Source organism: Helicobacter pylori (assembly GCF_001998165.1).
GTDB lineage: Bacteria > Campylobacterota > Campylobacteria > Campylobacterales > Helicobacteraceae > Helicobacter > Helicobacter pylori_DL.
In genome coordinates, this window is record NZ_MTWR01000037.1 from 1 (window position 1) to 15,734 (window position 15,734).

General features: G+C 41.9%; 9 protein-coding genes. 7 read left to right on the forward strand and 2 right to left on the reverse strand.

The window, feature by feature from the left end:
• Positions 1-5: 5 nt before the first annotated feature.
• The 4 genes from rpoC to fusA all read left to right on the forward strand — a co-directional run bounded on the left by rpoC (position 6) and on the right by fusA (position 9,974).
• Positions 6-6,905 (forward strand): DNA-directed RNA polymerase subunit beta', encoded by a 6,900-nt coding sequence (gene rpoC / locus BZK24_RS05040; RefSeq protein ID WP_424677880.1) that lies wholly within the window; start codon positions 6-8, stop codon positions 6,903-6,905.
• A gap of 88 nt (positions 6,906-6,993) precedes the next feature.
• Entirely contained in the window at positions 6,994-7,401 is a 408-nt protein-coding gene (gene rpsL, locus BZK24_RS05045; protein ID WP_001142321.1) for a 30S ribosomal protein S12, read from the forward strand.
• A 15-nt stretch (positions 7,402-7,416) separates the two neighbouring features.
• Positions 7,417-7,884, forward strand: coding sequence for a 30S ribosomal protein S7 (gene rpsG / locus BZK24_RS05050; protein ID WP_001254357.1), 468 nt, complete (start codon positions 7,417-7,419; stop codon positions 7,882-7,884).
• An 11-nt stretch (positions 7,885-7,895) separates the two neighbouring features.
• Positions 7,896-9,974 carry an elongation factor G gene (gene fusA / locus BZK24_RS05055; RefSeq protein WP_000101815.1) on the forward strand — a complete coding sequence of 693 codons (2,079 nt, stop codon included), beginning with the start codon at positions 7,896-7,898 and terminating at the stop codon, positions 9,972-9,974.
• 541 nt (positions 9,975-10,515) lie between these two features.
• On the opposite strand, the gene BZK24_RS05060 is transcribed toward fusA, so the two are convergent.
• Complete coding sequence (locus BZK24_RS05060) at positions 10,516-11,505, reverse strand: aldo/keto reductase (RefSeq protein WP_077656770.1); 990 nt, start codon at positions 11,503-11,505, stop codon at positions 10,516-10,518.
• Between the two features lie 219 nt (positions 11,506-11,724).
• Between BZK24_RS05060 and BZK24_RS05070 the strand changes: the two genes are divergently transcribed.
• Positions 11,725-11,949, forward strand: a complete 225-nt coding sequence (locus tag BZK24_RS05070; RefSeq protein WP_000744178.1) for a hypothetical protein — start codon at positions 11,725-11,727, stop codon at positions 11,947-11,949.
• A gap of 191 nt (positions 11,950-12,140) precedes the next feature.
• On the opposite strand, the gene waaF is transcribed toward BZK24_RS05070, so the two are convergent.
• Positions 12,141-13,190 carry a lipopolysaccharide heptosyltransferase II gene (gene waaF, locus BZK24_RS05075; protein ID WP_077656771.1) on the reverse strand — a complete coding sequence of 350 codons (1,050 nt, stop codon included), beginning with the start codon at positions 13,188-13,190 and terminating at the stop codon, positions 12,141-12,143.
• A 61-nt stretch (positions 13,191-13,251) separates the two neighbouring features.
• Here waaF and hisS point away from each other — a divergent pair, with 61 nt between their 5' ends.
• Together hisS and asd are read left to right on the forward strand one after the other, a co-directional pair.
• Positions 13,252-14,580: a histidine--tRNA ligase gene (hisS, locus tag BZK24_RS05080; RefSeq protein ID WP_077656772.1), complete on the forward strand. Its 1,329-nt coding sequence runs from the start codon at positions 13,252-13,254 to the stop codon at positions 14,578-14,580.
• Positions 14,567-15,607 (forward strand): aspartate-semialdehyde dehydrogenase, encoded by a 1,041-nt coding sequence (gene asd / locus BZK24_RS05085; protein WP_077656773.1) that lies wholly within the window; start codon positions 14,567-14,569, stop codon positions 15,605-15,607. The genes hisS and asd overlap by 14 nt, the downstream gene beginning before the upstream one ends.
• Positions 15,608-15,734: the final 127 nt, after the last annotated feature.

The following is a 15,734-nucleotide window of genomic DNA, read 5'->3' on the forward strand; positions in this document are numbered from 1 at the left end:
TGCAAATGCAAATTTTCACGCTTGATTATGACAATTATGTGGGTAAAATCGGTATCGCTAGAGTGTTTAATGGCTCGGTTAAAAAGAATGAAAGCGTGCTGTTGATGAAAAGCGATGGGAGTAAAGAAAATGGCCGTATCACTAAGCTTATAGGCTTTTTAGGGCTGGCTAGGACTGAGATTGAAAACGCTTATGCGGGCGATATTGTAGCGCTTGCTGGGTTTAACGCAATGGATTTAAGCTCTAGCATGCTAGTAGGGGTCGCCGCATCGCTCATTCCTTTCTTAGAGCATGATGACGCCAACCGCGCCTTAATGGGGACTAACATGCAACGCCAAGCCGTGCCTTTATTAAGAAGCGACGCTCCCATTGTAGGCACAGGGATTGAAAAAATTATCGCTAGGGATTCTTGGGGAGCGATCAAGGCCAATCGCGCAGGCGTTGTAGAAAAAATTGATTCTAAAAACATTTACATTTTAGGCGAAGGCAAAGAAGAAGCCTATATTGACGCGTATTCTTTGCAGAAAAACTTGCGCACCAACCAAAACACTAGCTTCAATCAAGTCCCTATCGTTAAAGTGGGCGATAAAGTGGAAGCCGGGCAAATCATCGCTGATGGCCCTAGCATGGATAGGGGCGAGTTAGCGTTGGGGAAAAATGTGCGCGTGGCGTTCATGCCTTGGAATGGCTATAACTTTGAAGACGCGATCGTGGTGAGTGAGCGCATCACTAAAGATGATATTTTCACTTCCACCCACATTTATGAAAAAGAAGTGGATGCTAGGGAGCTTAAGCATGGCGTGGAAGAATTTACCGCTGACATTCCTGATGTGAAAGAAGAAGCACTCGCTCATCTTGATGAAAGCGGGATCGTTAAAGTGGGCACTTATGTGAGCGCTGGCATGATTTTAGTGGGCAAGACTTCTCCTAAAGGCGAGATTAAAAGCACGCCTGAAGAGCGGCTTTTAAGGGCTATTTTTGGGGATAAAGCCGGGCATGTGGTCAATAAGAGTTTGTATTGCCCTCCAAGTTTGGAAGGCACGGTGATTGATGTGAAAGTCTTCACTAAAAAAGGCTATGAGAAAGACGCGCGGGTTTTGAGCGCGTATGAAGAAGAAAAAGCCAAGCTTAATATGGAGCATTTTGACCGCTTGACCATGCTCAATAGAGAAGAATTGTTGCGCGTTAGCTCGCTCCTTTCTCAAGCGATTTTAGAAGAGCCTTTCAGCCATAATGGCAAGGATTATAAAGAAGGCGATCAAATCCCTAAAGAAGAAATCGCTTCAATCAACCGCTTCACTTTGGCCAGTTTGGTGAAAAAGTATTCTAAAGAAGTGCAAAACCACTATGAAATCACTAAAAACAATTTCTTAGAGCAAAAGAAAGTCTTGGGCGAAGAGCATGAAGAAAAGCTTTCTATTTTAGAAAAAGATGATATTTTGCCTAATGGCGTGATCAAAAAAGTCAAGCTCTATATCGCTACAAAACGAAAGCTTAAAGTGGGCGATAAAATGGCAGGAAGGCATGGGAATAAAGGGATTGTGTCTAATATCGTGCCGGTTGCGGATATGCCTTATACCGCTGATGGCGAGCCTGTAGATATTGTCTTAAACCCTTTAGGCGTGCCAAGCCGCATGAACATCGGGCAGATTTTAGAAATGCATTTAGGCTTAGTGGGGAAAGAATTTGGGAAACAAATCGCTAGCATGCTAGAGGATAAAACCAAAGATTTTGCCAAAGAATTGCGCGCTAAAATGCTAGAAATCGCTAACGCCATTAATGAAAAAGACCCCTTGACAATCCATGTTCTTGAGAGTTGTTCTGATGAAGAGCTTTTGGAATACGCTAAAGATTGGAGCAAGGGCGTTAAGATGGCTATCCCTGTGTTTGAAGGCATCTCGCAAGAAAAATTTTATAAGCTATTTGAATTAGCCAAGATCGCTATGGATGGCAAAATGGATCTGTATGACGGGCGCACAGGCGAAAAAATGAGGGAGCGCGTGAATGTGGGCTATATGTATATGATCAAACTCCACCATTTAGTGGATGAAAAAGTCCATGCCAGAAGCACAGGCCCTTATAGCTTGGTAACGCACCAGCCTGTGGGGGGTAAAGCGCTCTTTGGGGGTCAAAGGTTTGGGGAAATGGAAGTGTGGGCCTTGGAAGCTTATGGTGCAGCGCACACTCTAAAAGAAATGCTTACCATTAAATCCGATGATATTAGAGGCAGAGAGAACGCTTATAGGGCTATCGCTAAAGGTGAGCAAGTGGGTGAGAGTGAAATCCCTGAGACTTTCTATGTTTTGACTAAAGAATTGCAATCGCTCGCTTTGGATATTAATATTTTTGGGGACGATGTGGATGAAGATGGAGCGCCTAAACCCATTGTCATTAAAGAAGATGACAGGCCTAAAGACTTTAGCTCTTTCCAGCTCACTCTAGCCAGCCCTGAAAAAATCCATTCTTGGAGTTATGGGGAAGTTAAAAAGCCAGAAACGATCAATTATCGCACCCTAAAACCTGAACGAGACGGCTTGTTTTGCATGAAAATCTTTGGCCCCACTAAAGATTATGAATGCTTGTGCGGTAAATACAAAAAGCCTCGCTTCAAAGACATTGGCACATGCGAAAAATGCGGCGTGGCGATCACGCACTCCAAAGTCAGGCGTTTTAGAATGGGGCATATTGAATTGGCCACTCCTGTAGCGCATATCTGGTATGTCAATTCCTTGCCTAGCCGTATCGGCACGCTTTTAGGCGTTAAGATGAAAGACTTAGAGCGCGTGCTGTATTATGAAGCTTATATCGTTAAAGAGCCAGGCGAAGCCGCTTATGACAATGAAGGCACTAAGCTTGTGATGAAATACGATATTTTGAATGAAGAGCAGTATCAAAATATCTCACGAAGATACGAAGATAGGGGATTTGTAGCGCAAATGGGTGGCGAAGCGATCAAGGATTTGTTAGAAGAAATTGATTTGATCACCTTATTGCAGAGTTTGAAAGAAGAAGTGAAAGACACTAATTCTGATGCGAAAAAGAAAAAACTCATTAAGCGTTTGAAAGTGGTAGAAAGCTTTTTAAATTCTGGTAACAGGCCTGAATGGATGATGCTCACGGTTTTACCGGTATTGCCACCGGATTTAAGGCCTTTAGTCGCGCTAGATGGCGGGAAGTTTGCGGTCAGCGATGTGAATGAATTGTATCGTCGTGTCATCAATCGTAACCAACGCTTGAAACGCCTAATGGAGCTTGGGGCGCCAGAAATCATTGTGCGCAATGAAAAAAGGATGTTGCAAGAAGCCGTGGATGTGCTTTTTGATAACGGCCGCAGCACCAATGCGGTTAAAGGGGCTAACAAACGCCCTTTAAAATCGCTCAGCGAAATCATTAAAGGCAAGCAAGGGCGTTTCAGGCAAAATCTTTTAGGTAAGCGCGTGGACTTTTCAGGCAGAAGCGTGATTGTGGTTGGGCCAAACCTCAAGATGGACGAGTGCGGATTGCCTAAAAACATGGCGTTGGAACTCTTCAAACCGCATTTATTATCCAAGCTTGAAGAGAGAGGCTATGCCACCACGCTCAAACAGGCTAAACGCATGATTGAACAAAAAAGCAATGAAGTGTGGGAGTGCTTGCAAGAAATCACAGAGGGGTATCCGGTGCTACTCAACCGCGCTCCTACCTTGCACAAGCAATCCATTCAAGCGTTCCATCCAAAGCTTATTGACGGCAAAGCGATCCAATTGCACCCGTTAGTGTGTTCAGCGTTCAACGCCGACTTTGACGGGGACCAAATGGCGGTGCATGTGCCTTTAAGCCAGGAAGCGATCGCTGAATGCAAGGTGCTAATGCTAAGCTCTATGAATATCCTTTTGCCCGCTAGCGGTAAAGCCGTAGCCATTCCTAGCCAGGATATGGTTTTAGGGCTTTATTATCTTTCTTTAGAAAAGAGCGGGGTCAAGGGCGAGCATAAACTTTTTTCTAGCGTGAATGAAATCATCACCGCTATTGACACGAAAGAATTAGACATCCACGCAAAGATTAGGGTTTTAGATCAAGGGAATATTATCGCTACGAGCGCGGGGCGCATGATCATTAAGTCCATTTTGCCTGATTTTATCCCTACTGATTTGTGGAACAGACCCATGAAGAAAAAAGATATTGGCGTGCTTGTGGATTATGTGCATAAAGTCGGTGGTATTGGCATTACTGCAACCTTTTTGGATAATTTAAAAACGCTTGGCTTTAGGTATGCGACTAAGGCTGGTATTTCTATCTCTATGGAGGATATTATCACGCCAAAAGACAAGCAAAAAATGGTGGAAAAAGCCAAAGTAGAGGTTAAAAAAATCCAGCAACAATACGATCAAGGGTTGCTCACTGACCAAGAGCGTTACAATAAGATCATTGACACTTGGACTGAAGTCAATGACAAAATGAGTAAAGAAATGATGAGCGCTATCGCGCAAGATAAAGAGGGCTTTAACTCTATTTATATGATGGCAGATAGTGGCGCAAGGGGGAGCGCGGCGCAAATCCGTCAGCTTTCAGCGATGAGGGGCCTTATGACAAAGCCAGATGGCAGCATCATTGAAACGCCCATTATTTCTAACTTTAAAGAGGGGTTGAATGTCTTAGAATACTTTAACTCCACGCATGGCGCTAGAAAGGGCTTAGCGGATACAGCGCTAAAAACAGCCAATGCGGGGTATTTGACCAGAAAGCTCATTGATGTTTCGCAAAATGTCAAGGTGGTTTCTGATGATTGCGGCACGCATGAAGGGATTGAAATCACGGATATTGCGGTGGGGAGTGAGCTGATTGAACCTTTAGAAGAGCGTATTTTTGGGCGCGTTTTATTAGAAGATGTGATCGATCCCATTACGAATGAAATCTTGCTTTATGCGGACACTTTGATTGATGAAGAGGGCGCTAAAAAGGTGGTTGAAGCTGGGATTAAATCCATTACGATCCGCACCCCAGTAACTTGTAAAGCGCCAAAGGGCGTGTGCGCGAAATGCTATGGCTTGAATTTGGGCGAAGGCAAGATGAGCTATCCAGGTGAAGCGGTGGGCGTGGTAGCCGCACAATCTATTGGGGAGCCTGGAACGCAGCTCACTTTAAGGACTTTCCATGTGGGCGGGACAGCGAGCAGGAGTCAGGATGAGCGTGAAATCGTGGCGAGCAAAGAAGGTTTTGTGCGTTTTTATAACCTTAGGACTTACACGAAAAAAGAGGGTAAAAACATTATCGCTAACCGCCGTAACGCTTCTATTTTAGTGGTAGAGCCTAAGATTAAAGCGCCTTTTGATGGGGAATTACGCATTGAAACGGTTTATGAAGAAGTCGTTGTGAGCGTGAAAAATGGCGATCAAGAAGCTAAGTTCGTTTTAAGAAGAAGCGATATTGTCAAGCCGAGCGAATTAGCCGGCGTTGGCGGTAAGATTGAGGGGAAAGTGTATTTGCCTTATGCTAGCGGGTATAAGGTGCATAAGGGAGGAAGTATCGCTGATATTATCCAAGAGGGCTGGAATGTGCCTAATCGCATCCCTTACGCGAGCGAATTGCTAGTCAAGGATAATGACCCTATTGCGCAAGATGTGTATGCCAAAGAAAAAGGCGCAATCAAATACTATGTTTTAGAAGCCAATCACTTGGAGCGCACCCATGGGATCAAGAAGGGCGATATTGTGAGCGAAAAAGGCTTGTTTGCGGTGATAGCTGATGATAATGGTAGGGAAGCCGCTCGCCATTATATCGCTAGGGGTTCTGAGATCTTGATTGATGATAATAGTGAAGTGAGCGCTAATAGCGTGATTTCTAAACCCACGACTAACACTTTCAAAACGATTGCCACATGGGATCCTTACAACACCCCTATCATTGCGGACTTTAAAGGTAAGGTGGGTTTTGTGGATATTATCGCAGGGGTTACGGTCGCTGAAAAAGAAGACGAAAATACCGGTATCACAAGCCTAGTGGTGAATGATTACATTCCAAGCGGGTACAAACCAAGCTTGTTTTTAGAGGGGGCTAATGGCGAAGAAGCGCGTTATTTCCTAGAGCCAAAAACTTCTATCGCCATTAGCGATGGCTCTAGCGTGGAGCAGGCTGAAGTGTTAGCGAAAATCCCTAAAGCGACCGTTAAATCTAGGGATATTACCGGAGGTCTCCCGAGGGTTTCTGAACTCTTTGAAGCGAGAAAGCCTAAACCTAAAGATGTGGCGATTCTTTCTGAGGTTGATGGGATTGTGAGTTTTGGTAAATCTATCCGTAATAAAGAACACATCATCGTAACTTCCAAAGATGGTCGTCTCACAGATTATTTTGTGGATAAGGGCAAGCAAATTTTAGTGCATGCCGATGAATTTGTGCATGCGGGAGAGGCGATGACGGATGGGGTGGTTTCAAGCCATGATATTTTAAGGATCAGCGGCGAAAAAGAGCTTTATAAATACATTGTGAGCGAAGTCCAGCAAGTGTATCGCAGGCAGGGGGTAAGCATTGCCGACAAGCACATTGAAATCATTGTTTCTCAAATGCTAAGGCAAGTGCGTATTTTAGACAGCGGGGATAGCAAGTTTATTGAAGGGGATTTAGTCAGTAAAAAACTCTTCAAAGAAGAAAACGCTCGTGTGATCGCTTTAAAAGGCGAGCCAGCGATTGCTGAACCGGTGCTTTTAGGGATCACTAGAGCGGCTATTGGGAGCGATAGCATCATCTCAGCAGCCTCTTTCCAAGAAACGACTAAAGTTTTAACAGAAGCCAGTATTGCGATGAAAAAAGACTTTTTAGAGGATTTGAAAGAGAATGTGGTGTTGGGGAGGATGATCCCTGTGGGAACAGGCATGTATAAGAATAAAAAAATCGTGCTGAGAGCGCTTGAAGATGGCCTTAAATTTTGATATAAAAAATCGGTTAAGATTTTTAAAAGAAAAATTAGGGTAAAATGGGGGAACTTTTAGTTTTAAATTTTTAGAATAAGGAAAAATAGTGCCTACTATCAATCAGTTGATTAGAAAAGAAAGGAAAAAGGTGGTTAAAAAAACGAAATCACCTGCATTAGTGGAATGCCCTCAAAGAAGAGGGGTTTGTACTAGGGTTTATACGACTACCCCTAAAAAGCCTAACTCGGCTTTAAGAAAGGTCGCTAAGGTCCGTTTGACCAGTAAATTTGAAGTGATCAGTTATATCCCTGGTGAAGGGCATAACTTGCAAGAACACTCCATTGTGTTAGTGCGTGGGGGTAGGGTTAAGGATTTACCCGGTGTGAAATACCACATCGTTCGTGGCGCTTTAGACACTGCAGGGGTCAATAAAAGAACGGTTTCACGCTCTAAATACGGGACTAAAAAAGCTAAAGCAACCGACAAGAAAGCAACAGACAACAAGAAAAAATAAGAGGAAAATAAAAACATGAGAAGAAGAAAAGCACCCGTTAGGGAGGTTTTGGGCGATCCTGTTTATGGGAACAAAGTGGTTACCAAGTTTATCAATAAGATGATGTTCGACGGCAAGAAAAGCGTAGCGGAAAAAATCATCTACAAAGCTTTTAATAAGATTGAAGAAAAAAGCGGTGAAAAAGGGATTGAAGTGTTTGAAAAAGCCCTAGAAAGAGTGCGTCCTTTAGTGGAAGTGCGCAGCAGAAGAGTGGGTGGGGCTACCTATCAAGTGCCGGTAGAAGTGAGAGCGAGCCGCCAGCAGTCGCTATCTATTCGTTGGATTTTAGAAGCGACCAGAAAACGCAATGAAAGAATGATGGTGGATAGACTGGCTAACGAACTTATGGATGCGGCTAGCGATAAAGGCGCAGCTTTTAAGAAAAAAGAAGATGTGCATAAAATGGCAGAAGCGAATAAAGCGTTCGCGCACTACCGCTGGTAATTGGAGTTAGAATGGCTAGAAAAACCCCATTAAACAGGATCAGGAATATCGGTATCGCCGCTCACATTGATGCCGGGAAAACCACCACTTCTGAAAGGATTTTATTCTATACAGGCGTGAGCCATAAGATTGGCGAAGTGCATGACGGCGCGGCGACAATGGATTGGATGGAGCAAGAAAAAGAAAGAGGGATCACTATCACCTCTGCAGCAACGACTTGTTTTTGGAAGGATCACCAAATCAATTTGATTGACACTCCAGGGCATGTGGATTTCACTATTGAAGTGGAACGATCCATGCGCGTGCTGGATGGTGCGGTTTCGGTGTTTTGCTCGGTTGGGGGTGTGCAGCCTCAAAGCGAGACCGTGTGGCGTCAAGCGAATAAATACGGCGTGCCTAGGATTGTTTTTGTCAATAAAATGGATAGGATTGGGGCGAATTTCTATAATGTAGAAAACCAGATTAAGCTTCGCTTGAAAGCTAATCCTGTGCCTATTAATATCCCTATCGGGGCTGAAGACACTTTCATTGGCGTGATTGATTTAGTCCAAATGAAAGCGATTGTTTGGAATAATGAAACCATGGGAGCCAAATACGATGTGGAAGAAATCCCTAGCGATTTGTTAGAAAAGGCTAAAGAATACCGAGAAAAGCTTGTAGAAGCCGTAGCCGAGCAAGATGAAGCCTTAATGGAAAAGTATTTGGGAGGTGAGGAATTAAGCGTTGAAGAGATCAAAAAGGGCATTAAAACAGGTTGTTTAAACATGGGTCTTGTCCCCATGCTTTGTGGTTCTTCTTTTAAAAATAAGGGCGTGCAGACTTTATTGGATGCGGTGATTGATTACTTGCCAGCACCCACAGAGGTTGTGGATATTAAGGGGATTGATCCAAAGAGCGAAGAAGAAGTTTTTGTGAAATCCAGCGATGATGGCGAGTTTGCCGGTTTGGCGTTTAAAATCATGACGGATCCTTTTGTGGGCCAACTCACTTTTGTGCGCGTGTATCGCGGCAAGCTAGAGTCTGGTAGTTATGTGTATAACTCCACCAAAGACAAGAAAGAGCGCGTGGGAAGACTCCTTAAAATGCATTCCAATAAGAGGGAAGACATTAAAGAAGTTTATGCGGGTGAGATTTGTGCGTTTGTGGGCTTAAAAGACACGCTAACTGGGGACACGCTTTGCGATGAAAAAAATGCGGTTGTTCTAGAGAGAATGGAATTTCCTGAGCCAGTCATTCACATCGCTGTGGAGCCTAAAACGAAAGCAGACCAAGAAAAAATGGGCGTAGCGTTAGGCAAGCTCGCTGAAGAAGATCCAAGTTTTAGGGTGATGACTCAAGAAGAAACCGGGCAAACCCTCATCGGTGGTATGGGTGAATTGCACCTAGAAATCATCGTGGATAGATTGAAAAGAGAATTTAAGGTGGAAGCCGAAATCGGTCAGCCACAAGTCGCCTTTAGAGAAACTATCCGCTCAAGCGTGAGCAAAGAGCATAAATACGCTAAGCAAAGCGGTGGTCGTGGGCAATACGGGCATGTGTTTATCAAGCTTGAGCCTAAAGAGCCTGGCAGTGGGTATGAATTTGTGAATGAAATTTCTGGGGGCGTGATCCCTAAAGAATATATCCCTGCGGTGGATAAGGGTATCCAAGAAGCGATGCAAAATGGCGTTTTGGCGGGCTATCCGGTGGTGGATTTTAAAGTTATCCTTTATGATGGGAGCTACCATGATGTGGATTCTTCGGAAATGGCGTTTAAAATCGCTGGCTCTATGGCGTTTAAAGAAGCGAGTCGCGCGGCTAACCCGGTTTTACTAGAGCCTATGATGAAAGTGGAAGTGGAAGTCCCTGAAGAATACATGGGCGATGTGATTGGCGATTTAAACAGAAGAAGAGGGCAAATCAATTCTATGGACGATAGATTAGGCTTGAAAATCGTGAATGCTTTTGTGCCGTTGGTGGAAATGTTTGGCTATTCCACAGATTTACGATCAGCCACTCAAGGGCGTGGGACTTACTCTATGGAGTTTGATCATTATGGCGAAGTGCCTAGCAATATCGCTAAGGAAATTGTAGAAAAACGCAAAGGCTGATTTAATTATAACGCTCTCTTATTTTTAGGGGGTGTTATAGGTGCTGTTTAAATTTTTTCTCTTTTGGGTTAAAAAGGCTTTTTGGGTGTTTTTATCCCTTTTTATCTCTCTAATTACCTTTTTTGCTATAAGATTGATTTTTGGCTCTATGTCTTGTCAAACAGGAGTAACTAAAACTTTTTAATTTTTAAAAATGGGGTTTTTGGTTGCTTCGTTTAATCGTTTTAGATTTTATTTCATGGTGGAATTCGTTTTCTTAAGGGGTTAGGGGGTGTTTTGTAGCAATGCTCTTTAAAAATCCCCTAATTCATAGACCGCCTTACAAGAAATTCCGCTTGACTAACGACAAGCTCTTTTGTATTCAATCTTAAAAAACGCTTTTTGGTATTTTTCAAATTTTTATAATCAATTTTTTATTAAAACAAAGCCTTGTTAAAATGCCTTAAAAAGTTTGTCAGGGGGATAAAAACACACTGACAAACAGAAAATAACGCTCAATCTCTTTTAAAAGAGCCAATGCAATTATAAATACCCAATACTTTTATTGATTCACCATTTCATTGATTCTTTCAGGGTAGCGGGCCCCTTCTATTTTGATTGCAGTCAATTCTTTTTGGAAAATCTCCAATTCTTTTTGACTCCAAGAAACCTGCAAAGCCCCTATATTTTCTATGAGCCTGGATTCTTTGGTGGTGCCAAAGAGAGGGACAATGATTTTTTGCGTGTGTAAAATCCATGAGAGAGCCAGTTGGGCTGGTGTAACGCCTTTAGCGTGTGCATGATCTTGGATTAATTCCACCAAGACATAATTTTTGGCTAGATTTTCTTGATTAAACCTAGGAGAAACGCTTCTAAAATCCTCACTAGCGAAGGTGGCATTTTTTTCAAATTTCGCGCCTAAAAACCCCTTACCCAAAGGCGAAAAAGCAACAAAGCCAATTTTTTCTTTTTCTAAAAAACCTAAAATCTCTTTTTCAGGTTCGCGCCACCACAAGGAATATTCGCTCTGCAACGCGCTTAAAGGGCAAATTTGATGGGCTTTTTGGATGCTAGATAACCCTGCCTCACTCATCCCCCAAGCTTTAATTTTTCCTTCTTTAATAAGAGCTTGCATAACTTCTGCCACTTCTTCTATGGGTGTGTTAGTATCCATGCGGTGTTGGTAGTATAAATCAATGCATTCTACTTTTAAGCGTTTCAAACTCCCTTCAATGGCGCTCTTAATGCGGTTAGGACTGGAGTCTAAAAACATGGTTGCGTATTTGTCATTAGGATCTGCGTAGTAAATCCCAAACTTGCTCGCTACCACAACCTTGTCTTTAAAAGGCTTGATCGCTTCGCCTAAAAGCTTTTCATTATCTTCCCCATAAGTCTCTGCAGTGTCAAAAAAGTTAATACCCAATTCCAAAGCCTTATGGATAAGTTTAACCATCTGCTTTTTATCATGGACTTCCCCATACCCATAAGTCATGCCCATGCACCCTAGAGCTAATGCGCTCACTTTTAAAGGGCCTAAATGACGCTGTTGCATACAAACTCCTTGATTTCATATTGTTTTTTCAGTATAACCGTAATCTTAATTTTATGTCAAACTTTCTAAAACCAAAGATAATTTATCAAGTTTTTTGTATTGTAGTTTTTTTAAGGTAGCAAAACCACCAAACCAATCAAAAATTTGATTGGTTTCTATTCATTTACTTTTGAGAAATATAATTCTCTCGCTTTTAAAATCATCACAAGGAGTTTTCGTATGAAAAAGCAAATCTTGACAGGTGTTTTGTTATCGGTTTTGGCAGTGAGTTCTGCATACGCTCACAAAGATAAAAAAGACGCTAAAAAACCTAAATTTAGCACAGAATTAGTCGTGGCTCACAAAGATAAAAAAGACGCCAAAAAACCTAAATTTAGCACAGAATTAGTCGTGGCTCACAAAGATAAAAAAGACGCCAAAAAACCTAAAAACTCAGTGGCCTAATGGCTTTGACTCTAAAGAAGCGTTTTTAAAAACGCTTCTTTAGATACTATCTTATAATTTTTCTTACCATTTTGTAAAACCCTTGATAGGATTTATCGCTCTTTTTGTGCCTTTAAAAGTGAAGTTTGAATCTTTTATATGCTAGAATTTTGTCAATACGGCTGTGTTTTTTAAAAAGCACATAAAAGGCGTTAAGGCTTTTCTAAAAGAGTGTGAGCGGCTTTTAAGACTTCAAGGGGCGTGATAGATTTCATGCACAAATGGTTTTTTTCATTCTTTAAAGGGCAAACTCGTTTCTTGCAGGGCGAACAGCTTAAATGGTGGTTCAATACGATCGTTTTTTGAGCTTTATAGGGGCGAGTTTCTTTTTCATCAGTGGGGCCAAAAAGAGCGATTAAGGGGGTTTGTGTGCTAGCAGCCACATGCATAGGACCGCTATCGTTAGTGATGAATAAATCCAAAATAGCGATGCGCTCTATCAATTCTTCAATGCTTGTTTTCCCGCACAGATTGTAAGCGTTATTGAATAATAAAGGGTTTTTTAATAAACCTTTGATGAGTTTTAAAATCTCTTCAGAAACGATAGCGTCTTCTTTAGCCCCAAAAAAATAAATTTCATGCCCTTTTTCTAACAAAGTAGCAGAAACTTCAGCGTAATAAGAAGCTGGCCATCTTTTAGCGCTCCCATAGCTTGCGCTAGGGTTAAAGCCGATTTTTTTAGGGGTGTTTGGGGTGTGAGTGGGGAGGTTAAAGGCCAGTTTTAAGGGTAAAACGCTTTTTTTATCCAATTCTTTTTCTAAAAATTGCGAAAATAAAAAGCAATACTTTTCCACTTGATGATAGTCTTTAGGGGCAGAAATTATCGCATGGCTAAGGAACAAAGAACGAAAAAATTGAGCAAAACCGATGCGAACAGGCGTTTTTGTCGCATAGAGCAAAAAAGCGGAATAAAAATGGTTGTTTAATGCGATCGCTATATCGCAACGCCCTATTTTTTGAGCGAGTTTGTGAGTGGCTAGCAACCTGAAAAAGGATTTTTTGGTGTCATCTATAAAAACGGCTTCTATTTTTTCATCTTTTTTGAAAAGTTCGCAAGTCATTTGTGGGCCCACTAAGATAAAACACGCGTTAGGGTAGTGGTGTTTAAGGGTGTAAAAAAGCGAGCTTGCCATCACCCCATCGCCTAACCAATTAGGCAAACGCAATAAAATACGCATGCGTTTGGGCGCATTTACGCTCATCAATAGCCCTTTTTTAAAGATTTTAAGCTAAAATTTTAGCATACAAATACAAGGAAATGGAATGATCACCCCTAAAGTGTTGAGCGGGTTTAAAGACCGCTTGCCTAAAGATGCGATACAAAAAGCCCAGTTGCTTTCTAAAGTTTCAGTCGTGTTTCAAAGTTTTGGTTTTGTGCCGATTGAAACCCCTCATTTGGAATACGCTGAGGTGTTATTGCCTGATGCGAGCAGTGATATTCAAAAAGAAATTTATCGTTTTAAAGATCATGGGGATAGGGATGTGGCTTTAAGGTTTGATTTGACCGTGCCATTAGCCCGCTTTGTTTCTTTGCACCACCAAACGCTAGGCATGCCCTTTAAACGCTACGCTATAGGCAATGTCTTTAGGGGCGAAAGGGCGCAAAAAGGGCGTTACAGGGAATTCACGCAATGCGATTTTGATTTTATAGGGAGCGAAAGCTTGGTGTGCGATGCTGAGATCATTCAAGTGATTGTCGCTTCTTTAAAAGCCTTGGATTTAGAAGATTTTTGCGTCTCTATCAACCACAGAAAAATTTTGAACGGGATATGCGAATATTTTGGCGTTTCTCAAGTGAATGAAGCACTGCGTATTGTGGATAAATTAGAAAAGATTGGCCTAAATGGGGTTGAAGAAGAATTAAAAAAAGAGTGCGATTTAGATTTAAACACCATTAAAGAGCTTTTAGAAATGGTTCAAATCAAACAAAACGATTTGAGCCATGCGGAATTTTTTGAAAAAATTGCTTATTTGAAAGACTATAATGAAAATCTAAAAAAGGGCATACAGGATTTAGAAAGGCTATACCAGTTGCTAGGGGATTTGCAAATTTCTCAAAACCTGTATAAAATTGATTTTTCTATCGCTAGGGGATTAGGGTATTATACAGGGATTGTGTATGAAACCACGCTTAATGGCATGAAGTCTTTAGGGAGCGTGTGTTCAGGGGGTCGTTACGATCATTTGACTCAAAATTTTTCTAAAGAGAATTTACAAGGGGTGGGGGCTTCTATTGGGATTGACCGATTGATTGTGGCTTTGAGTGAAATGCAATTACTAGATGAGCGCTCCACCCAAGCTAAAGTCTTAATCGCTTGCATGCATGAAGAGTATTTTTCTTATGCAAACCGCTTAGCGGAGTCTTTAAGGCAAAGCGGGATTTTTAGCGAAGTCTATCCAGAAGCTCAAAAAATCAAAAAACCCTTTTCTTATGCCAACCATAAAGGGCATGAGTTTGTGGCTGTCATTGGCGAAGAAGAATTTAAAAGCGAAACTCTAAGCTTGAAAAACATGCATTCAGGCATGCAGTTGAATTGCTTGAGTTTTTTAAAAGCCCTTGAAATCATTGGAGAAAACGATGAAGACTTATAATGTCGCTATTGTTGGGGCCAGTGGGGCGGTAGGCCAAGAGCTGATTAAGGGTTTAGAAAATTCTTCTTTCCCGATTAAAAAATTTGTCCCGCTCGCTAGCGCTAGGAGTGCTGGTAAAAAGATCAAAGCTTTCAATAAAGACTATGAAATTTTAGAAACCACGCATGAAGTTTTTGAAAAAGAAAGAATAGACATCGCCTTTTTTAGCGCTGGGGGGAGCGTGAGCGAAGAATTTGCCACAAGCGCTTCAAAAACGGCCCTAGTGATTGATAACACGAGCTTTTTTAGATTGCATAAAGATGTGCCTTTAGTCGTTCCTGAAATCAACGCTAAAGAAATTTTTAACGCTCCTTTAAATATCATCGCTAACCCTAATTGCTCCACCATTCAAATGACGCAAATCTTAAACCCCCTACATCTCCATTTTAAGATAAAAAGCGTGATTGTTAGCACCTATCAAGCCGTGAGTGGGGCAGGGAATAAGGGCATAGCGAGTTTAAAAAATGAGCTAAAAACCGCATTAGAGTGTTTGGAAAAAGACCCCGCTATTGATTTAAACCAAATCTTGCAAGCCGGAGCTTTCCCTTACCCGATCGCTTTCAATGCGATCGCTCATATTGATACTTTTAATGAGAATGGCTACACGAAAGAAGAGCTAAAAATGGTGCATGAAACCCATAAGATCATGGGCGTGGATTTCCCCATCAGCGCGACTTGCGTGCGCGTGCCGGTATTGAGGAGTCATAGCGAAAGTTTGAGTATCGCTTTTGAAAAAGAATTCGATCTTAAAGAAGTCTATGAAGTTTTAAAAAACGCCCCTAGCGTGGTTGTTTGCGATGATCCTAGCCATAATCTCTACCCCACGCCCTTAAAAGCGAGTAACACGGATAGCGCCTTTATTGGGCGCTTGAGGAAGGATTTGTTTGATAAGAAAACTTTGCACGGCTTTTGCGTGGCGGATCAATTAAGAGTGGGGGCAGCCACTAATGCGCTCAAAATCGCTCTGCATTACATTAAGAACGCTTGAGTTTAGTTTTAATCAAGCGATAATTCTTTAAAAAGCGTTATTAGAGGGTTAGAGAGGATTGCTATAAAAATACCCTTATCCCCTTAATGAGTTTTATTAAAAATGAAGCGGCTAAAACCCCATTTTC

Coding starts and splice junctions, on each gene's coding strand:
- BZK24_RS05060 (WP_077656770.1), bottom strand. CDS start 11,505: ATGCAACAGCGTCATTTAGGCCCTTTAAAAGTGAGCGCATTAGCTCTA.
- asd (WP_077656773.1), top strand. CDS start 14,567: ATGAAGACTTATAATGTCGCTATTGTTGGGGCCAGTGGGGCGGTAGGC.
- BZK24_RS05070 (WP_000744178.1), top strand. CDS start 11,725: ATGAAAAAGCAAATCTTGACAGGTGTTTTGTTATCGGTTTTGGCAGTG.
- rpoC (WP_424677880.1), top strand. CDS start 6: ATGCAAATTTTCACGCTTGATTATGACAATTATGTGGGTAAAATCGGT.
- fusA (WP_000101815.1), top strand. CDS start 7,896: ATGGCTAGAAAAACCCCATTAAACAGGATCAGGAATATCGGTATCGCC.
- rpsG (WP_001254357.1), top strand. CDS start 7,417: ATGAGAAGAAGAAAAGCACCCGTTAGGGAGGTTTTGGGCGATCCTGTT.
- waaF (WP_077656771.1), bottom strand. CDS start 13,190: ATGAGCGTAAATGCGCCCAAACGCATGCGTATTTTATTGCGTTTGCCT.
- hisS (WP_077656772.1), top strand. CDS start 13,252: ATGATCACCCCTAAAGTGTTGAGCGGGTTTAAAGACCGCTTGCCTAAA.